Source organism: Phenylobacterium sp. RIFCSPHIGHO2_01_FULL_69_31, assembly GCF_001824475.1.
In the GTDB taxonomy this organism is placed as follows: domain Bacteria; phylum Pseudomonadota; class Alphaproteobacteria; order Caulobacterales; family Caulobacteraceae; genus Phenylobacterium.
Map to the genome: position 1 here is coordinate 122697 of NZ_MHXN01000003.1, position 24819 is coordinate 147515.

29 protein-coding genes are annotated in these 24819 nt (G+C 66.7%); 14 read left to right on the plus strand and 15 right to left on the minus strand.

All coding sequences use genetic code 11. The features are described from left to right. Positions 1-54 precede the first annotated feature (54 nt). The 5 genes from A2790_RS00790 to A2790_RS00810 form a co-directional block, all read right to left on the minus strand. The gene (locus tag A2790_RS00790; protein WP_293386804.1) at positions 55-567 is read right to left on the minus strand and encodes a DUF3052 domain-containing protein; all 513 of its coding nucleotides are present in this window, start codon (positions 565-567) and stop codon (positions 55-57) included. Between the two features lie 81 nt (positions 568-648). Further along, the gene (locus A2790_RS00795; RefSeq protein WP_293386805.1) at positions 649-1791 is read right to left on the minus strand and encodes an acyl-CoA dehydrogenase family protein; all 1143 of its coding nucleotides are present in this window, start codon (positions 1789-1791) and stop codon (positions 649-651) included. 122 nt (positions 1792-1913) lie between these two features. Then, entirely contained in the window at positions 1914-3119 is a 1206-nt protein-coding gene (locus A2790_RS00800; RefSeq protein WP_068877010.1) for an acyl-CoA dehydrogenase family protein, read from the minus strand. 103 nt (positions 3120-3222) lie between these two features. Further along, entirely contained in the window at positions 3223-3864 is a 642-nt protein-coding gene (locus tag A2790_RS00805; RefSeq protein WP_293386806.1) for a TonB family protein, read from the minus strand. 60 nt (positions 3865-3924) lie between these two features. After that, positions 3925-4290: a TonB family protein gene (locus A2790_RS00810; protein WP_293386807.1), complete on the minus strand. Its 366-nt coding sequence runs from the start codon at positions 4288-4290 to the stop codon at positions 3925-3927. Between the two features lie 111 nt (positions 4291-4401). Here A2790_RS00810 and A2790_RS00815 point away from each other — a divergent pair, with 111 nt between their 5' ends. Further along, complete coding sequence (locus tag A2790_RS00815) at positions 4402-5133, plus strand: endonuclease/exonuclease/phosphatase family protein (protein WP_293386808.1); 732 nt, start codon at positions 4402-4404, stop codon at positions 5131-5133. Here the strand turns inward: A2790_RS00815 and A2790_RS00820 are convergent. Next, positions 5130-6578: a phospholipase D-like domain-containing protein gene (locus A2790_RS00820; RefSeq protein ID WP_293386809.1), complete on the minus strand. Its 1449-nt coding sequence runs from the start codon at positions 6576-6578 to the stop codon at positions 5130-5132. The two genes, A2790_RS00815 and A2790_RS00820, sit on opposite strands and share 4 nt — an antisense overlap. Positions 6579-6728: 150 nt before the next feature. Next, positions 6729-7064, minus strand: a complete 336-nt coding sequence (locus A2790_RS00825) for a hypothetical protein (protein WP_293386810.1) — start codon at positions 7062-7064, stop codon at positions 6729-6731. 142 nt (positions 7065-7206) lie between these two features. Between A2790_RS00825 and A2790_RS00830 the strand changes: the two genes are divergently transcribed. The 3 genes from A2790_RS00830 (at position 7207) to A2790_RS00840 (ending at position 8530) form a co-directional block, all read left to right on the plus strand. Continuing rightward, entirely contained in the window at positions 7207-7662 is a 456-nt protein-coding gene (locus A2790_RS00830) for a PaaI family thioesterase (protein WP_293386811.1), read from the plus strand. Beyond that, positions 7662-7886, plus strand: a complete 225-nt coding sequence (locus A2790_RS00835; RefSeq protein WP_293386812.1) for a DUF1289 domain-containing protein — start codon at positions 7662-7664, stop codon at positions 7884-7886. The genes A2790_RS00830 and A2790_RS00835 overlap by 1 nt, the downstream gene beginning before the upstream one ends. A 122-nt stretch (positions 7887-8008) precedes the next feature. Further along, the gene (locus tag A2790_RS00840) at positions 8009-8530 is read left to right on the plus strand and encodes a TIGR02281 family clan AA aspartic protease (RefSeq protein WP_293386813.1); all 522 of its coding nucleotides are present in this window, start codon (positions 8009-8011) and stop codon (positions 8528-8530) included. On the opposite strand, the gene dusA is transcribed toward A2790_RS00840, so the two are convergent. After that, positions 8474-9454 (minus strand): tRNA dihydrouridine(20/20a) synthase DusA, encoded by a 981-nt coding sequence (gene dusA / locus A2790_RS00845; protein ID WP_293386814.1) that lies wholly within the window; start codon positions 9452-9454, stop codon positions 8474-8476. The genes A2790_RS00840 and dusA overlap by 57 nt on opposite strands. Before the next feature lie 2 nt (positions 9455-9456). Here dusA and A2790_RS00850 point away from each other — a divergent pair, with 2 nt between their 5' ends. From A2790_RS00850 to A2790_RS00860, 3 genes are all read left to right on the plus strand, one after another. After that, positions 9457-10668 (plus strand): site-specific integrase, encoded by a 1212-nt coding sequence (locus tag A2790_RS00850; RefSeq protein WP_293386815.1) that lies wholly within the window; start codon positions 9457-9459, stop codon positions 10666-10668. Positions 10669-10889: 221 nt separating this feature from the next. Further along, a complete protein-coding gene (locus tag A2790_RS00855) occupies positions 10890-11315 on the plus strand; it encodes a hypothetical protein (protein WP_293386816.1) in 426 nt (141 codons plus the stop codon). A 56-nt stretch (positions 11316-11371) separates the two neighbouring features. Next, positions 11372-12064, plus strand: a complete 693-nt coding sequence (locus A2790_RS00860) for a hypothetical protein (protein WP_293386817.1) — start codon at positions 11372-11374, stop codon at positions 12062-12064. 40 nt (positions 12065-12104) lie between these two features. Here the strand turns inward: A2790_RS00860 and A2790_RS00865 are convergent, their stop codons facing one another. The 4 genes from A2790_RS00865 to mobC all read right to left on the minus strand — a co-directional run bounded on the left by A2790_RS00865 (position 12105) and on the right by mobC (position 14956). Continuing rightward, entirely contained in the window at positions 12105-13025 is a 921-nt protein-coding gene (locus tag A2790_RS00865; protein ID WP_293386818.1) for a HEPN domain-containing protein, read from the minus strand. A gap of 46 nt (positions 13026-13071) precedes the next feature. Continuing rightward, on the minus strand, positions 13072-13308 hold the full coding sequence (locus A2790_RS00870; RefSeq protein ID WP_293386819.1) for a DNA-binding protein: 237 nt from the start codon (positions 13306-13308) through the stop codon (positions 13072-13074). 107 nt (positions 13309-13415) lie between these two features. Continuing rightward, a complete protein-coding gene (locus A2790_RS00875; RefSeq protein WP_293386820.1) occupies positions 13416-14447 on the minus strand; it encodes a relaxase/mobilization nuclease domain-containing protein in 1032 nt (343 codons plus the stop codon). Next, positions 14444-14956, minus strand: coding sequence for a plasmid mobilization relaxosome protein MobC (gene mobC / locus A2790_RS00880; protein WP_293386821.1), 513 nt, complete (start codon positions 14954-14956; stop codon positions 14444-14446). The genes A2790_RS00875 and mobC overlap by 4 nt, the downstream gene beginning before the upstream one ends. 331 nt (positions 14957-15287) lie before the next feature. Here mobC and A2790_RS00885 point away from each other — a divergent pair, with 331 nt between their 5' ends. Genes A2790_RS00885 through A2790_RS00895 form a run of 3 tightly spaced genes read left to right on the plus strand, consistent with a single transcriptional unit; the run spans position 15288 to position 17709 of the window. Further along, entirely contained in the window at positions 15288-16340 is a 1053-nt protein-coding gene (locus A2790_RS00885) for a hypothetical protein (RefSeq protein ID WP_293386822.1), read from the plus strand. Positions 16341-16342: 2 nt separating this feature from the next. Then, positions 16343-17002 (plus strand): PIN domain-containing protein, encoded by a 660-nt coding sequence (locus A2790_RS00890; protein WP_293386823.1) that lies wholly within the window; start codon positions 16343-16345, stop codon positions 17000-17002. Next, the gene (locus tag A2790_RS00895) at positions 16939-17709 is read left to right on the plus strand and encodes a hypothetical protein (RefSeq protein ID WP_293386824.1); all 771 of its coding nucleotides are present in this window, start codon (positions 16939-16941) and stop codon (positions 17707-17709) included. The genes A2790_RS00890 and A2790_RS00895 overlap by 64 nt, the downstream gene beginning before the upstream one ends. A 49-nt stretch (positions 17710-17758) precedes the next feature. Here A2790_RS00895 and A2790_RS00900 read toward each other — a convergent pair whose 3' ends face one another. Then, the gene (locus A2790_RS00900) at positions 17759-18190 is read right to left on the minus strand and encodes a helix-turn-helix domain-containing protein (protein ID WP_293386825.1); all 432 of its coding nucleotides are present in this window, start codon (positions 18188-18190) and stop codon (positions 17759-17761) included. A gap of 421 nt (positions 18191-18611) precedes the next feature. Here A2790_RS00900 and A2790_RS00905 point away from each other — a divergent pair, with 421 nt between their 5' ends. The 3 genes from A2790_RS00905 (at position 18612) to A2790_RS00915 (ending at position 20751) form a co-directional block, all read left to right on the plus strand. Further along, a complete protein-coding gene (locus A2790_RS00905) occupies positions 18612-19307 on the plus strand; it encodes a hypothetical protein (protein ID WP_293386826.1) in 696 nt (231 codons plus the stop codon). Beyond that, positions 19304-19861 (plus strand): PIN domain-containing protein, encoded by a 558-nt coding sequence (locus tag A2790_RS00910; protein ID WP_293386827.1) that lies wholly within the window; start codon positions 19304-19306, stop codon positions 19859-19861. Before A2790_RS00905 ends, A2790_RS00910 begins: the two co-directional genes overlap by 4 nt. Before the next feature lie 116 nt (positions 19862-19977). Further along, a complete protein-coding gene (locus A2790_RS00915) occupies positions 19978-20751 on the plus strand; it encodes a hypothetical protein (protein ID WP_293386828.1) in 774 nt (257 codons plus the stop codon). A 532-nt stretch (positions 20752-21283) separates the two neighbouring features. Here the strand turns inward: A2790_RS00915 and A2790_RS00920 are convergent. Beyond that, positions 21284-21640: a hypothetical protein gene (locus A2790_RS00920; RefSeq protein WP_293386829.1), complete on the minus strand. Its 357-nt coding sequence runs from the start codon at positions 21638-21640 to the stop codon at positions 21284-21286. A gap of 177 nt (positions 21641-21817) precedes the next feature. Between A2790_RS00920 and A2790_RS00925 the strand changes: the two genes are divergently transcribed. Continuing rightward, positions 21818-22990, plus strand: coding sequence for an NnrS family protein (locus A2790_RS00925; RefSeq protein ID WP_293386830.1), 1173 nt, complete (start codon positions 21818-21820; stop codon positions 22988-22990). Between the two features lie 33 nt (positions 22991-23023). On the opposite strand, the gene A2790_RS00930 is transcribed toward A2790_RS00925, so the two are convergent. Then, a complete protein-coding gene (locus tag A2790_RS00930) occupies positions 23024-24652 on the minus strand; it encodes an isovaleryl-CoA dehydrogenase (RefSeq protein WP_293386831.1) in 1629 nt (542 codons plus the stop codon). Positions 24653-24819: the final 167 nt, after the last annotated feature.

Sequence of the window (24819 nt, forward strand, 5' to 3'; positions counted from 1 at the left end):
ATTACGCGGCAGGTAATGCTGCAGCCTTCTCTCTGTGCAGAGAGAGCGGGGACCTCAGGTTTTGCGGCGCGTGAAACGCAAGGCGGTCAAGGTCGGGGAAAAGCCCACGACCTTGCTGTCGACCAGGCCCGCGGCCCTGGCGGCGGCCATGACGTCGACGTACTTGACGGTGGCGGCCTTGCCCTTGCGCGAGACAATCCACAGCGCGCCACCCTCGGCCAGGGCCGGCGCCAAGCCCTCAACCCGGGCCAGATCCTCGGCGCTGTCGGCCGCATAGAACAGCAGATCCAGCCCGGCGAGCTCTGCGACGGGCCGGGCTCCCCGCTCGGCAAGCTCCGTGGTGAAGGTCTCGTCGGCGACGCCGATCACGGCGGTGCGCATCCCCGCCTTCACGCCGATCTTGTGCAGGCGGCTCTTGGGATTGGCGATGGCGTCGGCCCAGCGGGCCGCTGGGGCGGCGCCCAGCGCGAACCGCGCGCCATCGGCCAGGACCAGGTCCTCGCCTTCGACCCTGACGCCCCTCAGCGCCTCGGCGGGCCACACGCGGCGCGTGGCGCCGCGGAACACCAGGGTGGGCGCCTCGTACTGCAGCCGGCCGCGATCCGCGCCATCCGCGAAGGTGGCGCCGACCTCGGCCTCCTTGCCCAGCTAGGCGGCCTTGCCCAGCGACAGGAACTCGTAGCGGGCCAGGTGGTGGTCCACCGAGCCGAAGGCGCTCTCGATCATGGTGGCGCGCTTGAAGTAGTGACCGATGGCCATCTCGTCGGTCATGCCCATGCCGCCGTGCAGCTGGATCGCGTTCTGGCCCACGAACTTGCAGGCCTTGCCGATCTGCACCTTGGCGGCCGAGACGGCCTTGGCGCGCTCGGCGTCGTCCACGACCTTGATGTTGGCCATGTAGGTCATCGACACGGCCTGCTCGACGTTGATGAACATGTCCACCATCCGGTGCTGCAGCACCTGGAAGCTGGAGATGGGCTGGCCGAACTGCTTGCGCTGCTTGGTGTACTCCAGCGTGCCTTCGTGCAGCTTGCGCAGCACGCCACACGCCTCGGCGCAGGTGGCGGCGATCGCTTCGTCCACCACCTTCTCCACCAGCGGCAGACCCTGGTCGGCCGGCCCGATCAGGGCGTCGGCGCCCAGCGAGACATTCTCGAAGTACACTTCCGAGGCGCGGAAGCCGTCGACGGTGGGGTAGTCGCGGGTGGTGACGCCCTTGGCGCCCTTCTCCACGAGGAAGACCGAGATGCCCTGGGCGTCGCGCTCGCCACCGGCGGTGCGGGCGGTGACGATGAAGTGGGTGGCGAACGGCGCGCCGATCACCACGGCCTTGTGGCCGTTCAGGGTCCAGCCCGCGCCGTCCTTCTTGGCCGTGGTGGCGACGGAGGCCAGGTTGTAGCGGCTCTGCGGCTCGGCCTGGGCGAAGGCGAAGATCGTCTTGCCCTCGATGATCCCGCCGATCAGGTCGGCCGCGCCGGCATGGCCCGAGTGCTTCAGGAAGCCGCCGCCGATCACCACTGTGCCGAGGTAGGGCTCGACGACCAGCGCCTTACCGAACTCCTCCATCACGACCATGTTCTCGATGGCGCCGCCGCCCAGGCCGCCCAGCTCCTCCGAGAACGGCGCGCCGAGAATCCCCAGTTCCTCGGCGAAGGCCTTCCACACCTCCGGCCGCCAGCCCGGCTCCTTGGAGACCACGGCCCGGCGCTTGTCGAAGTCGTAGTGGTCCGCCAGGTAGGCCGCCACGGTGTCCCGCAGCATCGACTGTTCTTCGGTGAAGGAGAAATCCATCCTGGCGGCTCCGCTAATGGTTCCCCTCCCCTTACCCGGGGAGAGGTTGGATCAAACAGTTGTTCGTCAGCTGACCGAATAGCCCGGCCACGGCCGGCTGTCAGCCACGCTATGCGGGAAAGTCAGAGCCCCAGCACCATCTTGGCGATGATGTTGCGCTGGATCTCGTTCGAGCCGCCGTAGATCGAGGTCTTGCGGCCGTTGAACATCTCGCCGGCCAGGCCGCGGGCGTAGTCCGGGCCCACGGTGGCGTTCGAGCCCGACAGGTCGCGCAGGAACGGCGCGCCGTAGTGGCCCACCGCCTCCAGCGCCAGCTCCTGCAGGCGCTGCTGGATCTCGGTGCCCTTGATCTTGAGGATCGAGCTTTCCGGGCCGGGACCCTTGCCGCTGCTCTCGCCGGCCAGCGTCCGCAGCTCGGTGAACTCCAGCGCCGTCAGGTCGATCTCCAGCTCCGCCACCTTGCGGCGGAAGAAGGCGTCCGAGAGCAGCGCCGAGCCGGTGTCCGAGCGCTCGGTATTGGCGATGGTCCGCAGCTTTTCCAGGTTGCGCTTGGAGCGCGCCACGCCGGCGATGCCCGAGCGCTCGTGCGCCAGCAGCGCCTTGGCGCAGGTCCAGCCCTGGTTCTCGTGGAAGATCCGGTTCTCGACCGGCACCTTCACATTGTCGAGGAAGACGTCGTTGACCTCGTGGCCGCCTTCCAGCGTGATGATCGGGCGCACGGTGATGCCGGGCGTCTTCATGTCGATCAGCAGGAACGAGATGCCCGACTGCGGCTTGGCGTCTGGGTCGGTGCGCACCAGGAAAAAGCCCCAGTCGGCGTACTGGCCCAGCGTCGTCCACGTCTTCTGGCCGTTGACGATGTAGTATTCCTTGCCGTCGTCGGCCGTAATCCGCTCGGCCTTCGTCTTGAGGCTGGCGAGGTCCGAACCGGCGCCCGGCTCGGAATACCCCTGACACCACCAGACGTTGCCGTTGTAGATGTCGGGCAGGAACTTCTTCTTCTGCTCGTCGGTGCCGAACGTGTAGATCACCGGCGCCAGCATCGACATGCCGAACGGCAGGATCGGCAGGCAGTCGGCGCGCGCGGTCTCTTCCGACCAGATGTACTTCTGCGTGGGCGTCCAGCCCGTGCCGCCCAGCTCCTTCGGCCAGCCCGGCGCGACCCAACCCTTCTTGGCCAGCACCTTGTGCCAGAGCAGGTACTCGTCCTTGGTCAGCGGCCGGTGCTCGTCCTGCGCCTTGCGCAGTTCGGCCGGATAATTCTCTTTGATGAAGGCCCGGACCTCGTCGCGGAAGGCGTTCTCTTCGGGGGTGAAGTCGAGGTTCATCGGGACCATCCTCCTGGCGCGGCTTACGCCGTATCGGTTTGGCCCGACCCTATACGCGCGGCCTCGTCAGGAGAAAAGATGACGCTAACGTCAACGTAAGCGTTCACTTCAGGTTTGCATTAGCGATTGCGAGGCAGGCCTTGAGCGTCGGGCCGGACGAGGTGCCCGATGTCGCCCCCGATGCGTTTACACGCCCCTCCTGAAGTCCAGCTTCAAAAGCCATAGGCGTGCCTTTTCCGCGGGCGACCAACATGCCGGCTTGAGCGGCAAAGAATCCAAACGCCCGCCCCGCAAGCGCGTCAGCAGGGTCATTTTCGGCCGCGACGGCGGTCACCCCGTAGCAAGCATACATGGCTGACAGTTGATCCCATCGGCCTGGCAATGAGAAGCGCAGGGGAAGCCGCAAGCCGTTACCTGCTACAGGGGCGCCGCGACGCGTCGTCAATGCCAACTCGTATCGCGCCGACATCTTAAGAGCGGCGTCACCAAAGCCAACACCCGTCGGAAACTCCTCGACAACTCTGCAACCGCTCAGCGTACCGGTCTCCGTGACGGTGCAATCGATCACGGCGCGGCCCTGCAGTTCCCGCTCTGCTGCCGCCAGCGGATAGTACTGATTGATGTCCTGACCGTTCGGCCGTCGAACCCATTCCACGTCAGCGGGCGAAAGCTGAGCCTTGCGCGCGACGTCAGACGAGGTGGTCTCTGCGCCCAGCGCCAGGCTGGCCAGCAGTAGCAAGAGCATCCAGCCCCCCGATCCTAAAGCGAAGCTTAGGATTGATACCGGTCGATCCGCTACCGGAGGTCAGTCCCCCTGGATGATCGAGAACATGATCGGGATGCGGATCGTGCGGCCGGCGACGGCAGAGCCGTCCGGGGCGGTGGCCGACATCCTGAACAGGGGCGCCAGTTCCAGCGCGGCGATCCCGAACTCCAGGCCGACGGGATCCTCGATCTCGACGTTGCAGCCCTCGAGCGAGCCCTGGGTGGCGACCTTGCACTCCAGCAGCACCGCACCGCTCTTGCCGGCCTGAACCGCGGTGGGGGGATAGACGTTGGCGATGTCCTGGCCGGTGGGCGTGGCCACCCAGTTCACCGAGGTCAGGTCAGGGGCCGGAGCCGCCGTGATCGCGGAAGCGGAGGAAATGGCCGCGGCGGCCAGTGCGATCATTTGGAGCATTTCGGTCCCTACGCTTTGGTTACCTAAGCGTTAAAGCAAGACCCGCGCCAACAGCCAAGCCGCCTTGCGTTCGCCCCACGGAGCCGCCAGACCCTTTTCCGCATGCCCCGTATCGTCACCTACAACGTGCACCGCTGCGTCGGGAACGACCGACGCCTCGACGTCGCCCGCGTCGCCGCCGTGCTGGCCGCCCTCAATCCCGACATCGTCGCCCTGCAGGAGCTGGACGTCGGTCGCCGGCGCACGGGGCACGTGGACCAGGCGCACGAGATCGCCGAGCGGCTGGAGATGGCGTGCCACTTCCACCCCGCCTTCCGGGTGGAGGAAGAGCTGTACGGCGACGCGATCCTGACCTCGCTGCCCGAGCGGCTGGTGAAGGTGGGGCCCCTCCCCGGATACCCGCGGATGCGCGCGCTCGAACCGCGTGGCGCGCTCTGGGTCGAGGTCGAAATCGAGGGCCGACCCCTCCAGATCATCAACACCCACCTGGGCCTCGTGCCGCGCGAGCAGCAGATCCAGGCGGCCCACCTCGCGGGACCGGCCTGGCTGGAGCATCCCAAGTGCCACTCGCCCTGCATCCTGCTGGGGGACTTCAACGCCACGACCAGCTCGATCGTCTACCGCACCCTCACCCAGCGGCTGCAGCCGGCCCGGCGGCTGGCGGCGCGCAAGCAGCCGACCTCGACCTTCCCCTCGCCGTTGCCGGTGCTGCGCATCGACCACCTGTTCGTGAGCCCCGGCATCGAGGTGCACGAGGTGAGCGCCCCCTTCGACCCCCTGACCCGGGTGGCCTCCGACCACCTGCCGCTGGTGATGGACTTCGACCTGACCTAGCGCCGGCGCAGGGCGCGGGCCTGGGCGAACAGCCGCTCGCGCCGACGTCCCAGGCGCCAGGAGTCGCCGACGTCCGCCGGGTCTCCCACGTGGTAGGCCGTGATGAATTCCTCGAACGGCCCGTGTCGCCGGGGATCGATCCGCTGCAACCGGTCGTCGCGATTGAGGTCGTCGATGGCCCTGACCAGGCTGCCCCGCTCGATCCGCGCCTTGGCCACCGCATCACCCGTGTAGCCCAGGAAGTGGCCAACGAGCCGGTCGCGGAAGGCGCCCACGTGGCGGCGAGCGTCCTCGCCTTCGCACTGCACGCCCAGCTCGATCTCGGTGTCGAAGCCGAACGAGCGATTGTTGAGGTTGGCCGAACCGACGCGGACGATGCGGTCGTCGAACACGCTGGTCTTGGAATGGACGATGATTTTCGAGCCGCCCGAGGTCCGGGGAAAGAGCGCGCGGAACCGCCCGAAGATGTCGGCCGAACGCAGCCGCCAGACCATGGCGCCGCGCGTCCGGTCCATGGTCGCCTGGTCGAACCAGCTTGGCGATGCGCCGGTGGTGATCAGCACCACTTCCGGACCGTTGGGCTCGGCCAGCCGCTGGGCCAAGGCCTCCGTCACCACCGGCGACGTGAAATACTGGTTCTCCAGGTAGATGGTCTCGCGCGCCTCCGCGATGCAGGCGAGCGTCAGATCGCGGATTTCCTGCACGCAGGCCCGCCCGCGCCAGGCCGGCGTCGTCCGCTGGATCGCCACCTGGGCATGGATCAGGTGCGGCGGCACGTGGTCGGGCCAGGGATCGCCGCCGGCGTCCTCCGGCGGTGCGATCGTTTCCTTCGTCCCCAAGAGCCAGCGGTCGCGGAAATGATCCCCCAGGGCCCGCGCCGCCGCGCCGTCCACCATCATCATCACCTCGTGCCGCGGCGCGTGACACTCCTGGTCGGGCTTGATGCGGCGCTGGTCATCCTCGAGGTGCCCCGGCGTGTCCCAGCGATCCACCCCGATGTCGCCGCCGCCGCAAAAGGCCAGCCGGTCGTCGATCACCACCACCTTCTGATGGTGGCAGGCGCCGAACGGCACCTGGTCGTCCAGGTGGAACTTCACCCGCGTGCCGCGGAACCACTTGCGCGCCTTGTGGGGGAAGAACTCCTGGCTCGCGCTGATCGGCAGCGCCGACTTCCAGATCAGCAACCGGATGTCGAGATCCGGCCGTTCCTCAGCCAGGCGCAGCAGGACGTGGCCGACCTCGTCAGGGTCGTTCGGGCCGTCGTAGCCGTCGGGGAAGAGGCGTGTGCGCGGATCGAAACCCCATCCCAGGATGAGGATCGAGCGGCGCGCCTTCTGCATGGCCTCGTAGAGCGCGGTGAAATAGGCCTCGGTGTCGATCAGGAAGGCGGCCCGCCCGGACTCTTCGGTCCGCCAGCAGGTCTCGCCGGGGATGAACACGCTCATCGATACCTCGCCGCGGTCCGCGCGGCCGCCCAGGCTCAAAGCTTATGGCCTAGCTCCGGTTCCGGGCAAGGAACGCGCATCTCGCGCAAAAAAGAAGCGCGCCAGGGGGACTGGCGCGCTGGCTGGGAGGCCTAGAGTTGGGCTGGGGACCTATTGTTTGGCGACGTTCGTGCTCGGGCCAACATAGGCCTGGCAAGCGGTGGTGAGCTCGGTGGTCAGGCGCTCCCTGCGGTCGGAGCTCTTCGCTTCACGGCGGGCGCGTTGGAATTCCTCGTCGCCGCGGTTGACGATGTACGAGGCGCGCGCGCCGCGCTCGGCCTTGATGAAGCTGTTGAGGGCGGCAGGATCGACCACGCCTTCGATGCTGGTGGCGAGACCCTTGCAGCGGTTGGCCTTCAGGTAGTCGACGTCGGTGACCTTGCTGGCGGCCGAAGCGGCGCCGGCGGCGAACATCGTGACGGCCATGGCGATAATTGCAGTTTTCATGAGAACTTCTCCCTCAGAACCTGCACCAATGCTGCCTACACGCTGCCTCCAGCTCAAATGAACAAGACGCAATGTTGAGTATTGTGCGATTAATATTTGGTCATGATACGCCGATGTTACGCTCGCGCATAAACATCTTGTAATGAAGCCGTCGGACGCGGCACAAGACCTTATGGCCAAGCTGGATCCCAAACTGAGCGCCGAAGGCGTCAACGCCCTCCTCCGCCGCGCCTTCCCCGACGCGCCGCCGGCCGGCTTCCCACAGGTGACCGAGGTGTCGCCCGGACGGGTGCAGGTGGTGTCGCCCTATCGCGACGGCCTCCTGCGTCCCGGTGGCGTGATCTCCGGCCCCACCCTCATGTCCCTCGCCGACACGGCCGCCTACGCCCTGGTCCTGGCGCACGTCGGCGACCAGCTGATGGCGGTGACGTCACAGCTCAACATCAGCTTCCTGCGCGGCGCCCAGCCCGGCGACATCCATGCGGAGGCTGAAATGCTGCGGCTGGGCCGCCGCCTGGCCGTCTGCGACGTCCGCATCTGGACCGAGACGCCCGAGCGGCTGGCGGCGCAGGCGAACGTGACCTACGCTATCCCGTGATGACGGTTTCTCCGGACAGGACGGGCCCTCCTGCCCCTATCAAGACCCCCTGTATCAAGGTCTGCGTCGTCGACGGCGAAAGCGGCCTGTGCCTGGGCTGCTACCGGCGGCTGAACGAGGTGGCCGCGTGGGCCCGACTCTCCGAAGCGGAGCGGGAGGCGATCCTGGCCGAACTGCCCGAACGGCGCAGCCTGATCCGGCCCGAAAAGCTGGCCATGTTCTGACCCGACGGGGCGCTGGTTGAGAAATCGGAAACCTTGCGCATTCACCCGATGAAAACCCAACCGGAAGTAGCTTTCGCCCCAACGAGACAGGCCAGAACGGCCGCTTCTACGGGTGTGAACGGGTGTCTTCCTTCGGCAAACTCGCCATGGTGGCGGGCGTGTCGGCGCTGATGAGCGCCTGCGCCGTCACCGCCATCGACCCGCAGCCTCTCCGCATCGCGCGGCTGGAGGCCGAGGGCTTCGCCTCCGGCCCGCCAAAGCCGGGCTCCGGCGCGGTGGCCAAGGCGGCCGATGGCCATTTCTGGGCCGACGCCCAGGTCAGCGGCCAGCAAGGTGAGCAGCAACAGGTCCGCTTCCTGGTCGACACCGGCGCCACGGCCGTCGCCCTGACCCAGGAAGACGCCGAGAAGCTGGGCATCCGCCCCAGCGACCTGAAGTACGGCCATAACGTCACCACCGCCGGCGGCCAGGCCCGCGCCGCCGCCGTGACCCTGGCCTCCATCTCGATCAACGGAGCGAAGCTCGAGAACGTGCAGGCTCTGGTGGTCTCCGACGGCCTGGACGTGTCGCTGCTGGGGATGAGCTACCTAGGCCGCCTCACCCGCTTCGAGGCCACGCGGAACACGCTGCGCTTCGAGCCCTGAGACCGCCGCCAGCGCCCGGTCGATCACCTCCAGCCCGGCGCCGGCCTTCACACCTTCCACCGTGAGAATGCGCCGCCAGGCGCGCGCGCCCGGCTGGCCGTGGAACAGGCCCAGCATGTGCCGCGTCATCGCCGCCAGGTGCGTCCCGGCCGCGAGTTCGGACGCGACATAGGCCTTGTACGCCTCGACGGCGGCGAACGGGTCGATCGCCGCGTCGGCGCCGAAGAACCGCCGGTCCGCGTCCGCCAGGATCGCCGGCGTATGGTAGGCCGCACGCCCCAGCATCACGCCGTCCACATGTTCCAGATGCACTTCGGCCTCGTCGAGCGAGCCGATGCCGCCGTTGATGACGATGGTCAGGTCAGGCCGCTCGCGCTTCAGACGCCAGACCAGGGGATAGTCCAGCGGCGGGACGTCCCGGTTCTCCTTCGGCGACAGGCCCTTGAGCCACGCCTTGCGGGCATGGACGACGAAGGTCGAGACGCCGGCTCGGGCGCACAGGTCCACCAGGCCGAAGAGGCTCTCCTCCGGATCCTGGTCGTCGACGCCGATCCGGCACTTCACCGTCACCGGAACCTTCACCGCCGCCGCCATGGCCGCCATGCAGTCGGCGACCAGTTCTGGCTCGCGCATCAGGCACGCCCCGAAGCGCCCGGACTGCACCCGGTCCGACGGGCAGCCGACGTTCAGGTTGATCTCGTCATAGCCTTCAGCCTCGCCGATCCGCGCGGCCTGCGCCAGGTCCGCCGGCTCGGAGCCACCCAGCTGCAGCGCCACCGGATGCTCCACCTCGCTGAACGCCAGCAGCCGCGCCCGATCGCCGTGCAGCACGGCCCCCGTCGTCAGCATCTCGGTATAGAGCAGGCTTTCGCGCGTCAGCAGCCGATGCAGGACCCGACAGTGCCGGTCCGTCCAGTCCATCATAGGTGCAACGGATAATCTATGCGGTTGAAAAATCACCACTTTTCTCTTACTATTCAACACCTAACGGCCGCCGCGTCTGCGCTCTTCTACGCTATCGCACGACCGGCTTCGCACCGTTTCGACGGCTCAGTGCACACGGAGCGCACACGGAAATGGCCTCTTTCACCAAGCTCAGCTCCGGCTCCTGGCGTGTCCAGGTCCGTCGCAAGGGACGCTATGTAAGCGAGACCTTCCTCCGGCGCGAGGATGCGCGTCGTTGGGCCCTGGAGGCCGAGCGTCAGGTCGACCGCGGCCAGACCCCCACGAACTCCCGGATCGCGCGCCTCAAGACCGTCAGTGACCTGATCGACCTCCACATCGATGACATGAAGGACGTCGGCAAGGCGCCGGGTCGGTCCAAGGACGCGACGCTGCAGATGCTCAAGCGCGAGCTTGGCGCCATAGGCATGGGCGACCTGGACCGCGAACGGCTGGTGAAGTTCGCCCGCGCCCGAGCGGCGCAGGGTGCGGGCCCGGTCACGCTCTCCATGGACATCGGCGCCATCAAGCTGGTGTTCGCCCACGCTGCAGCCGTGCACGGCCTACCGGTCACTGTCGAACCGATCGACCTGGCCCGGGTCGCGTTGAAGCGGCTCGGCCTGGTCGGCAAGAGCCGCGAGCGTGATCGCCGCCCGACGGACGAAGAGCTGGAACGCCTCATCACCCATTTCGACGCCAACCCGCGCCAGCTGATCCCGATGAGCCGGATCGTGAAGTTCGCGGTCGCGACGGCCATGCGGCAGGAGGAAATCTGCCGCGTCACCTGGGAGGACTACAACGAGCGCACCAGGATGCTGACCATCCGGGATCGGAAAGACCCCCGGACAAAAGCCGGCAACGACCAGCGCATCCCCCTCCTGTCGGTGTCGGGGTTCGACGCCCTCGCATTGATCGAAGAGCAGCGTGCTCTCCGTAGCAACGCCGACACCCGCATCTTCCCCTACCTACACAGGTCCGCCGGCAGCGCATTCACGCGCGCCTGCCAGGACCTCGCGATCCAAGACCTCCACTTTCACGATCTCCGCCACGAGGGCACCAGCCGGCTGTTCGAAGCCGGGTTTGCGATCGAGCAGGTGTCACTCGTCACCGGCCATAAGGACTGGAAGATGCTCCGCCGGTACACGCACCTTCGGCCCGAAGCCCTCCACGAACTTGCGGCCCGTCGGCGCGCTTAAGCCAGACAATGCGCAGCGCTGGAACCGTCGTCCAGCGCTGCAAAGCTTGCCTTTGTTGCCTATTTGTTCTATGTTTTTTGGCTGGTTGGCCCGCGGGGCCTCTCTTGTGTGGGTCGCCGTCGCACCGGCGCCCGAACATGTACGAGGGGATCGAATGCGGTTAAACGCCAGTTATTGATTTGCGCGCTTCATGCCGTGGTAGCGCGTTGCCTGGAGGCATAATGGCCCGGTCAGACATGGTCCTGGCGGCGCTAGCTGCCGCGGGAGAAGGACGGAGCTTCTCACCAGTGCAGGTGCAGAAGCTCTTCTTCCTGCTCGACCGCGAAGCTTCGCACCTCGTGGCCGGTCCGCACTTCAATTTTCAGCCGTACGATTACGGCCCATTCGACCGCGACGTGTACGTCGAGCTTGACGCTCTAAGGTTTGGAGGCCTCGTCGACACGGCTGGGAGTTCCAACTATCGACGCTACGCATTGACGCCGGCAGGGTTCGAAGCTGGCTGCCAAGTGCTGGCGACCTGGTCGGAAGATGCGCGGGTCTACGCCGCGCAGGTCGTACAGTGGGTGCAGAAGCTCAGCTTCCAACAACTGGTATCGAGCATCTACACCAAGTACCCGGACATGAAGGTGAATAGCGTCTTCCGCTAATGACGGTTGTCGTAGCCTTCCTGTGTACCGACGGCATCGTACTCGCAGCCGACAGCATGATCACGCCCAGCATGGGCAATCTCAACGTAGGCCACCACCACGGCGTGAAGGTGAATGTCCTCGCGGGCGATCAGTTGTTCGCGTTCGCCGGAGATCAAGGTCAGGCTGCGCGAGTGATGCTGTTGGCGGACAGCAATGCCCACGTCATTCCAACGTTCGATCACCCTATGGACTACGCGGTCGCAATTTCGGAGGCCGTGATCCAGCAGTTCACACGAACCGGAATCAACGGTTCGATCAATGTGAACACCATGCTCGGGTGGCGCCATAACGGCACCACCGCCTGCTGCGTGTTTGAGGGCGCCATGCAGCCTCGCCTTCTCGACGCCGACCACTTCTACGTGGCGCTGGGCTCCGGCAAGCTGTCCGCGGACCCCTTCATACGCTTCGTTGTCGATACGTTTTGCACGGCCGGCCAGCCCAGCGTCCGAGAGGCCGTCTTCCTCGCAACTTGGGTTGTTCAGCACGTGATCGACACGAACTCAGGTGGCGTCGCCCCTCCGATCCGCATGGTCACTATTCAGGACGTGGGCGGCCAATTCGTCGCGCGGCAATTGCCGGTTGAAGAGATTGGGGAACACCAACAAGCTATCGAAAGCGCTGCCGAAGCTCTGCGCACCTGGCGCGACAACTTCCAGAATGGAGCGGGCGAGGAACCTGCAGCGGAGCCGCCTCCCGTTCCCCAATAGAACTACGTCAGGCGCTCTTCATTCCTTCCGCGGGGCGACCTTATTCGGCGGCGACGAGGCGGTTCAGCTCGCCCAATCGCTCGCTACATATCGCACTTACCACTTCGCGGAGGACGTTTACCCGAGCGCCTAACCAAGCCAGCTCCTCCGCTGTGATCCGGTAGTGCCTTGAATAACGCGCCTTGATGTACGCTGCGCGCAGCAGCTCAAAGCTCCGCTTCTCGAACTTGCCCTCGTGCGGCCAGACAGCGGTTAGACGATCGTCGAGGGGCTCAGCCAGATTCCGCAGCCGCACCAAGTTGTGGCTCTTGGGCGTGTAGAGCGTCAGCGTCAGGAGAAGCGTGTTGTAGAGCCACTCGGCGGCTTGATGGAGTTCGAACGCCGCCTCCTTGCCGTACCCCTTTTCCATAGCGAACGCTGCAAGCTCGATGCGGCGCTCCGCGCTCTCCATTCCATCCTCGAAGTACGTCGTCGCCTCGTCTAGCGCCGTCCTCGGCGACAGCTCGGCCGGGATAGCCAACCGGTGCCCCTGCAGGTTGTGGAGCAGGATGCCGTCCCGAAGGATGTCGGCAAAGAAGTAGCGGCCGCGTTGGAGTTGGTCGTTCACGTCCTGCAGCGAATGGACGATGAAGTTCACGGGCGTCCGCAACATCTCGCCGTCGGCCAGCTCCTTCAGGATGCGGGCCTCGGCCGTGTCCCAGAACTCGACCGTGTCGGCGAGATCGTCATGGTCGACGACGATCAGGAGGTCGTAGTCCGAGAAGTAGCGGCCGATCGGATCCTCCACCCAATCACCGCGGGCGTAGCTGCCGAACAGGATGATCTTCAGGACCTGGCCATTCTTCAGGCGCGGCGCCTTTCGGCTCGCCACCACCTTGCCGAACTCCTCTAGGAGGATGTCCACCAGATGGCGGAGCTCGCGCTGCTTGCCAGCGGGCAGGCCGGAGAGGTCCGTCTTCATCGTCCGATAGTCGGTGATTTGCTCGACCGCTGCAAAGCTGTCCGCCTCAGGGACGAAGCGCCGGCCGGGTTCGGCCAGGATCCGCCGTCGACGATTTCGCGCCGAGATCGGCCCAGGCCTGCAGGTCGCTGACGGCGTAGACGACGCGGCCCCCGATCTTGCGGAAGGTGGGCCCGGTCCCGAACGTGCGGTGCTTCTCAAGCGTCCGCCCCGAAAGGCCGAGGAAATCCCCGGCCTCTCGGGTCCGGAGGAAACGGGTGGGAAGAGGTGTCATCTCGGACATCGGCTGCTCCGCGCGTGGCGCCCAAACCGCCTGGTCGGCCGTCTATCAAACCACAGCCGCGCGGAAGCCCGAACGCGCAGTCCTACGCCCCTCCCCGCCGGGAGCCCCTAACGCGACCGTCCGGGGCCGGGCTCGCGATCCCGCTGCCGGGCCTGCTCGTTGGCCGCGCGAAGCTGGCGCGCCAAGGCGAGGCGCTGCGAATCCGGCGCCGGCATCCCCTGCACGAACGCTTCCACCGCGCGTCCCAGCGCCTGGTCGCTGGCGAAGGGCGAAGTCATCAGGATGCGGGCCTGCGCGAGGTAGAGCGCCCTCACCCTCTTCTGCCGCGCCAGTGTCGCCAGTTCCCAGGGTCGTGCCGTCATGTCCCCCAGGAATGCGGCGTTCGCGGCATCCCGGACGGCGCCGGCGTAGACACGAGACGCAGAACCCACGCCCTTCTCCCGCCTCTCTCGCAACTTCCTCACCGGCGTACGCTCCGCCTTCAGGGTCACGCCTCTCGCCCGGCGTGGCGTCGCCTCGGCGGCGATCCCGCGATCCCTGAGCGCCTGCGCGAAGGCCTGGCGCCATGCTTCAAGGTCCGCCTTCTTCGGGTTCAGCCGTGCGCCATCGTCTCCCAGCGCACGTACGGCGATGTGCACGTGCGGATGGTCGGCGTCGGTGTGCAGGGCGAAGGCGTAGTCGAACCGCTCTCCGAAGACCTCCCCCGCGAACTGCCGCGCCGCGTCGCGAAGCACGATCGCGTCCGTCCCCGCCGGCATCGACAGGACAACGGATAGGCTCATGGGCGTGTTGGCGCGGCGCCGGGCGTCCATGAGTGCTGCGGCTGCCCAGTCGTCGGCCAGGTCGCGGACCTCGCCGCGATCCACAACGCGATTGCCGTCGCGGTCCTCCATCTCCAGCTGGCCGTTCCGGGAGATGTACTCCAGGTGCGCCCGCAGATGCGCCGCATCCCGCGTGCGCCCCGTCACCTTGACCATCACCTCCGGCGCCCGCCCCGCGACGCGGGCGAGCCGGGCGCGCACGTCCAGGGCCTGGCTAGGCGTGCCCTTGGTTAGGACAGCCTTCGGTGTCCGGCGTCGAAGATCAACCGGCGGCCGCCACGCCTCATCGAAGCCGGGAACCGTGCGGAAGTCGCTCACGGTGCGGCCCAGTAGTCGAGATTGCCTTCGAACGCCTCGCCGAGCGCCACGAAGTGGGCCCGCAACTCGCGGCGCAGGTCTTCGAGCCCGGCCAGTTCCGCGTCCAGCACCCGCCCCTCGAGGACAGCTGTGTTCATGGCCCGGGCGATCTGGTTCACGTTCACGCCGATCCGCCGGAGTTCACCGCGGATCGCCATCAGCGCCAGGGCATCGGCGCGAGCAAAGGTCAGCTTGCCGAGCACTTGGCGCCGTACCAGCGCCGCGATCCAGGTCGCTCGCCGCATCCCCATCACCGCCGCCTCGATGTCGACACGCTCAGCTTCCGCCGCAGTGAGCCGCACCATCGCCCGCAGACCAGCAGGCTGGGGCCCGCTCTCCGCCTTCGCGCTTTCCGGCGCCGCATCCCGGATGAGTCGACGCACCAACGCAGAGCGTCCGCCAGCCCCGCCCGCAGCGGCGTCGAACCGGGCGGCGAGCTCATCAGGAATGCGGACGCTGAAGCGAGCCATGCCGGATCATCGTCCAACCTGGGCGCCAGGCGTTAGGCGTAGCCCTACGCGGTCCGCGTCCGCCATCGCTGCCGCCAAGGCTATCCTGCCCTAGACCTCATTTGGACTTCGCCGCACCGCCAAGCAGACAATTTCAGCAATTGTAGAATTCCGAGCTCAAGCCGCCGAGCACACACACTCCGCCCCCTTAAGTCACGGACGCTCCACAACTTCACCTCGATTATCCACAGCCCGACCCTAGCGACTCAGTTCTCCTTCCGTTTCCATCACTGCATTCGCGGCAGCTTCAGAGGGGAACGGAGCCCACGCAGTTCGGAAAAGGAGAATTCGAGTGAGCAAGACGAGCGCTTCTGAGTTGGGTCAGCCGCTCGCTGATCAACAGTCCCCGGCCAAGGTCTACCTGGCCTTCCCCGACGCGGTCGCGTGCAGGACCGCGTTCCTCGACCTCGTGAAGCAGACCAACGAGCCCGAGACCTTTCCTGGCCTCGCCCATTACCCGCCGCCGACAAAGGACGCGGTGTTCCTGCTGGTGGTCGACGAGTTCGTGGTCGACCCCTCCAAGCGGCCGGACGGTGAGTTCATCCGGTGCGCCGCCTGCGCCACCCGCAAGAAATTCAAGCGCGGCTCCCTCGCCTGGTATCCGGCGGAAGGCGTGTTGCGGGTCGTGGGCAACGACTGCGGGGACGAGCGCAGGACGGAAGCGGTCGCTGACTACAAGCGCCGCAGCACGCTGGCCGTCGTCAACGACTACCTGGATGAGCATCTGCCGACCGTGCACCCAGACATCCTCGCCTGCGAGGCGCTTCGGCCGGCCGTGCGGCACGCCCAGGAACTGAGCCTGCAGCTGAAGACACAGGGCAAGGCGTTCTGCCTTGCGGTGAACAAGGCGGCGAAAGACGGCGACGGCTCGCTACGCATCTTCCTTCGCGAGGTCGTAGAGGGCGTCAGCGACAGCCGAGTCATGACAACCTTCAACCCGTCGGGCCTGAACTTCCTCAAGGCGAGCTTCACGCCGCTGCGCCGCCTCGACGAGGCGATCTTCCGGCTGCGTCAGGCCGACCGCGGCTCGCCGTCCAAGGCGCGGCGCTGGCTGGGATCGCATCGCGAGAAGCTCGCGGACTTGGACGCGGTCTACGCCAACCTCACGACCGCGAAGGCGAAGCTGCGGGAGGTCCAGGGCCTCATCCAGCAGGCGCTTGCGTTTCTTGCCGAGGAGAACATCCAGGGTGTCGATGCCTGGGCCACCGCCCACGGCAGCCAGGTGCGCGCCGAGTGGTCGCCGATCTTCATCGTGTTCCGGGGTCGACCCATCGGCGGCGGGACGATGCAGATGACGTCGCTGCGGCCCAACTGGAAGCTGCTCCGGGCCGCTGCGGGGGCGTGAGCATGGAACCCTCCGATCCGTTCAAGACGAAGGCGTTTCTCGACACGAACATCGTCCTGGAGTGCAGAGACCTTCCTGAACTGCCGTGGGCCGAGGTCGATGCCGAAGGCCCCATCCTGCTCCTAGTGACCGCTCGCGTCGCCCAGGAGGTGGACATGCGCAAACGGGATGGACGGCTGGCGTCCCGGGCGCGGGCTTTCAACAAGGTCCTCGGCGAGGCCGTGGTGAGCGGTCAGCCGGTGGTCATCCGCGAGAGCGGGCCGCACGTAGCGCTGGCCCGATCGACGGCCAGCCGCATACCTTGGTCCGACCACGATGATCTGGACCCGGATGAGGCCGACCACCGCATCATCGCCGAAGTGCTGCATGCGAAGGACGTCGGGAACGCCGAGAAGGTGGTCGTCAGCCACGACGTGAATCCCCTCGGCCTTGCCAGGGATCACGGCCTGCGCGTGCACCACGTGGGGGAGCACTGGCTTCGACCGCCAGAGCCGAGCCCCATGGAGAAGGAAGTCCAGCGCCTCAAAGGACGCCTCAGCGTCCTGGAGGCACGCAGCCTGAATTCGACATCTCCATTGAGGTCGAGAGCGAGCGCCCTGTGTCGCTGCTGCAGGTGGAACCTCTGGACGCAATTGGCCGGACGACTTGGCTACGGAGCCTGATCCAGCCGAACCCCAAGCCCGACAACGGCCGCGATGGCGCTGTCATCGATCCACTCAGAGACTACGGGTTCAATGACAGATGGCGACGCTACGTCGACACGACGCTTCCACGGTTTGCCTCCGAGTTGCCGTCGCAAGCGGAGGTGATGTTCAACCAACGGCCAATCGGTATCCGGGTGCGCAACGCGGGCTCCGTGCAAGCCGAGGACCTGACCATCGAGGTTGCGATCACAGACGGCTGGCTGAACGAGAACCTCGTCTTTGTTTCCCCGAAGGGACTGATCGCGCCGACACCGCGCAACCCGCTGGATCCGATCACGCCATACCTTGGCAGGCTCGCACCGGCGTTCGTCGGCCGTCACCAGTTCCAGTGGTTGGAGGAGCCGGAGGAGACACGCCGGTTCAAGGCCGCCTGCGGCGCCTTCGCGAGCGAGGCTGAGTGGTCCTTCGACGGTGTCATACTGCTCGATAGCCGGATCGAAGCCGCTACGGTCGTGTCGGTGCGGGTGCGCGCGGCAAACCTGAAGGGGGCAGCGTCATCGGAACTGGTGCTGGAGAAGACCTTCGAACGCGTCGCCATAGACGCGATCGCCACTGCGGGTGATCCCAAGTGGACGCGCACTCCTGCCATCCTGCCGCGCGTCCTGCAGGCGTGGCAGGAGCGGAACTACGACAAGGTGCAACTCCGCAGTTGCGATGACGACTGAGCGTCGCGCGCGACGCCCATCGCCGCGCAGTACCGGAAGGCGTGGTCGACTAGCGACCCGCTGCCGCTCGACGGGGCCGAGGCGTAACTGGCGCGTCGTAACCGCCATCGGCCTCCGCGTCCGCCGTCAGGATATCCAACGCGCGCCGTCGTCCCTGGTCCCGACGCGCCCGGTACTCCGCGAGGTCAGCCGCCTTCACACGCCGATGCGCCCCTACCTTTGAGGAAGGAATGTCGCCCCGGTCGAGGAGCCTGACCATGTACTGCCGCGAGACGCCCAGGATGTCGGCAGCTTCCTGGCTCGTCAGATCGCGGTCTGCTGCCAGGACTGCCACGCCGGCGCCGCTGGCGACCATGCCGGCCGCGACTTCAAGGACCGTCACGAACTTCGCCGAAAGCTCCACGGCCTCGCCGTCCGCTCGCGCGAGCCTCAGGCCCTTGCGTCCCGACCCCGGTGCCATGATCAGGGAGATGAGCTTCAACGCCGATTCCCGGTCAGCCGCGGTCAGCGCCGCGGCCGGGACCGGACGTTCAGACGTATCGCGACGGACGACTTGACGACTGGCCATGACCTCACTTGCGGATTAAACGCTACAAACGCAACCGCGGCTTACCCCCTTCCTCCATCCCCCAACCAGCACAGGAGGACAGGTGGAGCACCGCAGCACCCGATCACCCGGAGTACATATACCTACCTGATTTCACCATACGACTCATATGGTTAGTCGATCACGACGCGCAATATGAGCCAACTCATGCCCTTGAGACAACCGAAGCAGGTCCAACTCGCCGCACGATACGGCCATAAACGGTCGATTAGCGACCCTTGAGTGCGCATCTAAGTTGTTGGGATTACTGGCCTGATCTCTTAGGATTGCGTTCAAATTCGACGGGAACAAGCGCATGGCGAGCACCACCAGAGGCAAGGCGATCCGGGATCGCGACATCGAGCTCCGCGACAGCCTCTTCGAGGACGCCGACGTGCGGCTGTGGGACCGCAGCCGCTTCTCGGGCTTCGCGACCGTCCCCAAGACCATGCCCTACGTCTGCCGCATCCTGGACGAGCTGTCGAAGGGCCAGCCCCTCTCCAGCACCTATCTCGCCCTGTGGTGCTGGACCTGGGACAACGCGTTCGTGAAGCTCGGGCGGATGTCGGACCTGGCGTTCGCGGCAGGCTTCAGCGGCCAGCGCGGGGTGCGCACCTTCCAGGATCGTCTGAAACGCCTGGTCGACCTTGGCTTCGTCGAGGTGGCCCCCAGCGGACTCCAGGCCCTAGGCCTCGCCTTCCTGCCCAACCCGCACATCCGCATCATGCGCCTCTACGAAGCGAAGATATCCCCCCAGGGCGATCCCGAGCTGAAAGAGAAGGCCGCGGGCATCCAGGCCTCGACGTACAACGCGCTCATCGAGCGTGCCCAGGAGATCGACTGCGGGGACATCAAGGCGGAGCTGAAGCGTCAGCAGAAGGTCGCGAAGCGGGCGCGCTCAACCGACGAGACGGAAGACGACGAGGACATGCCTCGTGCCCGTGCGTTGTTGCGCTCCAAGTCGCCTGCTCAGAAGCCGCGCCGCAAGCTGAAGGCGCCACGCCCCCAATGATCGAAGCCGTCCTCGACGCCGATGTGATCTACCCGCTGCCGCTACGCGACACACTGCTGTCGGCAGCGGTCGAGGGCTGCTTCCGGCCGCTTTGGAGTGAGAGGATCCTCGACGAGGCCATCGGCAACCTGGTGTCAGACAAGCGCTCCACGCCGGAAAGCGCAGATCGCATGCGCGCCGCGCTGAGGGAGCATTTCGAGGACGCGTTCGTCGAGGGCTACGAGGATCGCATCGACGAGATGCCCAACCACCCGAAGGATCGTCATGTCGCCGCGTGCGCGGCCGAGGCCGGGGCAGGCGTCATCGTCACCAGCAACCTCAAGGACTTTCGGCAGCTTCCGGACGGCATCAAGGCCATGTCGCCGGACGAATTCCTCACAGAGCTCATCGTCGAGCATCCCGACCGCATGCGCGCCGCGCTGATCGCGCAGGCCTCGCGCCTCAAGCGCGAACCGAACACCGTTGCGCAGCTGCTTGAGGTCCTGAAGCCTGTGGCGCCGGGCTTCGTCGCCATCTTCAGCGCGATTCATCCTGATCTCACGAGGGCATGCTGACTGGCAGGATTGCTTGACAGTCGCGACCGGCCATCTCGGTTGCCCTGAAGGTGGCGCGGCCCTTATCTTGGCCTTAGATGCCGCAGCCAACCAACGCAAAGACCTGCAGCTGGGGATTGAAGGTGCTCGCCGAAAGGCCAGAGTGCCTGGCCGGCATCGGCTTGGTCGCGGCTCAGTGGTCCAACTTCGAGGCTACTCTGTCCGAACTGTACGTCTTTGCGAACGCGGACGTCGTTCATTGGCCAGGGGAGGGCGATCTCGACGGCGCCACGTCGGTGACGATCGATGAGAGCCATATGATCGTGATCGACTCTGTCGAGAGCCTGCGAGCTCGCTTGTCGATGATCACTGCGAAGTTGCGGGCAAGGGCGGGTGATGAACTGGCGGCCGAGTTCGAGACCTTAGCCGCAAACATCCGCCGTCGGAGTCGCGAGCGCAACGCGATAGTCCACGGCCGTTGGGCGACCAGTCTGTCTCATCCTCACGACTTAGTTCTGAGGGGGCCGCGAGGCGATAAGATGATCAGGTATACCGCAAACGACTTCCAGAATACTGCCGAGAGAATTTCCGATCTAGATCAAGACGTGAAATCTTTCACTGGCCGATGCAGGGAAGTGTTCAAGCGCCCCGCTGATCGACATCTCGTAAAGTACTTTTCCGATCTTCGATCTTCCGTAGTGAACCGCGATGGGACGTGGTGCCTTAGGGACACCAATGCGCGAGTAGACGCTATTGACTCCCTGATGCAGACGCGCGGCCTAGACGGCGTTTTGCAGGCATACCCGGCGCTCACGCATGATCAGGTTGAGACGGCTGTGAACTACGTGCGGGCATATCCCGACTCTTCATCGCGAGAGAGGGCTGCCCGCCGGCGAGAACTCCCCGGCTAGATGCCCTCTTAGTTGCGACCTGCGGAAGCGCCGCGGAATTACGGCGCACGGGTGAGCTCCTAAGACGCAGCAGAAGCGTGGCACGCTCCACTGAGATTTTTCTTCGCGTCTTGGCGACCCCACGACGTCAGGACGTCGTTGCGGCCGATTCCCGGACCGCGTGGGCGGATGGTGCCCCATCCCGTGGTGTGGCTTCGGCGGGGTGATCACCGCGATCTCCTACAGGACCGGATCATCCCGGAGCCGACCAAATGTGCGAACGAACCCGAAATTCTACGCGAACGCCCGTGTGCAATTCTTGTTCACAATCAGTCTTAAGTATCTGTAATTGTTGATCTATATGTCCAGTCCATCATGGGGGCGAGGCAGAGCAGATGGTGTCGTGTTTTCAATGACGTGCGCTTAGAACTCAACAGGCCCGACGAGCGGATCGCGCCGCCTCTACGACGTTTCACGACCCGCGTCGCCCGATCTGGACCTTCTACCGCACCCCCTCTGCATGCGAAAATAGGATCGAACGATGCGACGCTGTTCAGCGCAGGCTGAGCACGATCGTCCCGGTCGCGCCGGCGGTTTGCTGGGCGCCGGCCAGCATGACCGCATAGCGCGCCATCGCCTTCGCTTCGCTCTTCCGATTGCACCAGCGCACGTCCTGGAAGTCGAGTTCGCTGTTCCGGACCGCGTTCCGGCACACCGTTCGCGCCGCCACATGGACCTCTCCGCGGACCGTCGCAGGCGCCTTGCCGGCGACGCTGATGACCATATGGGTCGGCGCGCGGGGACTGACGGCGACCTCGGCGATGTTCTGCGCCGACGCCGGCGCGCCCAGCGCCAGCACGATGGCGCCGAGCGCCAGCGGGAGAAGGGTTGGTTTGGACTTCACCGACATGTCGGCCTCCTTGATTGGAGACCGCAGCCTAGGGCCGCCGGCAGCCGATCCATTTGCCGGCGGTCAAGCGTCGGCTTGACGCCTGGGGCCGACTGCGACAGCGGGAGTTTCCCAATCCATCCCGTCGCTTGACCCGCATCAAGGCGCGCACGTGGGCGCAGGTGTAGGGGTTGGGCCATGTCTACCGCCGCTGCGCGCCGCGCCTACGCCGGACCCGCCCTCTTCAGCTTCGGCTTCCGCCCGTTCTTCCTGTTCGGCGCCGCCTGGGCGGCGCTTTCCGTGCCGATCTGGGTCTGGAGCTTCCTCGGCGGGGCGGCTCCCATAGCCCACCGCGACTGGCATGTGCACGAGATGCTGTTCGGGGTCCTCGGCGCCATCGTCGCCGGCTTCCTGACCACCGCCGTCCCCAACTGGACTGGACGGATGCCCGTGATCGGCGCGCCGCTGGCCGGCCTCGTCGGCCTCTGGTTCGCGGGGCGCCTGGCCATGCTCGGCGAGTTCTGGCTTGGCCCGGCGGCCGCCGTGGTCGACTCCCTGTTCCTCCTCGTTTTCGCCGGCGTGATCTGGCGTGAGGTTCTGGAGGGCCGCAACTGGCGCAACCTGCCGGTCTGCGGACTGGTGACCGTCTTCGCCCTTGCGAACGTGGCTTTCCACGTGGACGCCGCGGTGTGGCGCACCGGCGTGGGCGAGCGCCTCGCCCTGGCGGCCATCGCCATGCTGCTGGCCCTGATCGGCGGTCGCATCACGCCCAGCTTCACCCGCAACTGGATGAAAGCCCGCCGCCTCGCCCCCGAGCCTGCCACCTTCTCGCGGGTGGACCAGGTCGCGCTCGCCTTGACCGGGGCCAGCGGGCTGGCCTGGGCGGCGTTGCCCGACAGCCCGGTCACGGGCGTCCTGCTGACCACCGCCGGGGCGGCAAACCTCGTCCGGCTGGCCCGCTGGCGCGGGTGGGCCGCCGCCCGCGAGCCGCTCGTGTGGATCCTCCACGCCGGCTACGGCTGGCTGGGCGTGGGCCTGCTGCTGCTCGGCGCATCGCGCCTGCTTGAGATCGTCCCCCGGACCGCGGGCGTGCATGCGATCACCGCGGGCGCCATCGGCGTGATGACACTGGCGGTCATGACCCGGGCCACCCGGGGACACACCGGCCGCCCGCTCGCGGCGGATCGGGCGACCGTGGCGATCTATCTGGCGATCAACGCCGCCGCGGTCCTGCGCCTCGTCGCCGCGTTTCCGACCGCGCAGCAGCCGCTGTTGCTGAGCGCCTCCGCTGCGCTCTGGGCGCTGGCGTTCGGCGGCTTCGCGCTGAGCTACGCGCCCATGCTCACCATGCGAAAACCCCTCACCGCCTGACCCGTTCGCCTGGCCTGCCTGCGTTGCAGCCGGTCAGGCGTTTGGCGAGGCGCGATCGACGATGGCGTGGAGATCGAGGCCGTCCGGCAGCAGGCCGAATGCCCCGCCGGAATCGGTAAGGCGGCTGGCCAGGAATCCCTCCGCCACGAAGCCCGGCGCGTGGCGCACCAGGAGGCCCGCCTGGACGGTCACGACGAGGTCGCGGCACAGCCGGCGCAGCCCCGCCTCGCCCTTGACCCCACGCGCGGCGTCCAGGGTCCGCGCAGCAAACGCGTCGAGCCTGGGGTCGAAGCCCTGCGCCAGGTCGATCTCTGCCACCAGGGCGTCGAGGACTTCCGGCTCGCGATGCAGGGCCCGCAGGGTGTCGAGGCACATGATGTTCCCCGAGCCTTCCCAGATCGAATAGACCGGCAGCTCGCGGTAGAGGCGCGGCAGGCCGCTGTCCTCGATGTATCCGTTGCCGCCGAGCACCTCGAGCGCTTCGGCCGCCACCACCGGGCCGCGCTTGCAGACCCAGAACTTGGCCGCCGGGGTCACCAGCCGCCGCAGAAGGACCTCCCGCGGATCCTCGCCGTCGAAGGCCCGCGCCAGCCGGAACGCCAGCGCCGTCGCCGCCTCCACCTCCAGCGCCAGGTCGGCAAGCACCGCCGTCATCAGGGGCTGGTCGACGAGCCGCCGCTGGAAGGCCGTGCGATGGCGGGCGTGATGCAAGGCTTGCACGAGGGCTTGGCGCTGCACGCCCGCCGAGCCCACGACATTGTCCAGCCGCGTGTAGCCGACCATCTCGATGATCGTGGCGACGCCTCGCCCCTCCTCGCCCACGAGCCAGCCGGTCGCGTCGTCGAACTCGACCTCGCTGGAGGCGTTCGAGCGATTGCCCAGCTTGTCCTTCAGCCGCTGGAACCGCAGGCCGTTCAGCTGTCCGTCCGGCGTCCAGCGGGGCAGGAAGAAGCAGGAGAGGCCGCCCGGCGCCTGCGCAAGGATCAGGAACGCATCGCACATCGGCGCCGACATGAACCACTTGTGGCCGGCGACGCGGTAGGGCCGGCCGGGACCAGGCGCCGCCAGCGGCTGGGCGGCGGTCGTGTTGGCGCGGACGTCGGAGCCGCCCTGCTTCTCCGTCATGCCCATGCCGATCAGCGCGCCCGCCTTCTCGCCGACCGGACGATGGGCGGGGTCATAGGTTCGCGAGAAGATCTTCGGCAGCCAGTGGCGCAGTTCCTCGGGACCGGCGGCCAGCACCGGGGCGGCCGCATAGGTCATGGAGATCGGACAGCTGGAGCCCGCCTCCACCTGGCCGCTCAGATAGAGGCCGGCAGCGCGATGGACATGACCGCCCGGCCGCGGGTCCGCCCAGGGTGAGGCGTGGATCCCCTGCCCGACCTGCAGCGCCATCAGTTCATGATAGGCTGGATGGAATTCGACCCAGTCCACCCGGTGGCCGAAGCGATCGAAGCCATGAAGGCGTGGCGTGTCACGGTTGGCGAGGGCGCCCAGCGCAAGGGTTTCCGGCGCGCCGAGGGTCCGGCCATAGGCGCTCAGGTCCTCCACGCCCCAGTCCGCGCCCTCGCGCCGCACTGCCTCCACCAGCGGCGCGTCCGTTCCGAAGAGATCGTAGCCCTCCAGCGGCGGCGGCTGGTTGAACACCTCATGTGTGCTCACGGGCGGTCCTCCCTTGCTGGGTTGCTCCGCAACCAGCCTCGCGCGGACGCGGCGTTGCGCGCAATGGCCCCGCGCCCCCGACGACGGAGAACGATCACGCCCCGCCGGTGAGGAGTCCCGCCGCGAGCCGGGCGAGCTCGTCCGGCGTTGCGATCCAGCGTCGTGGC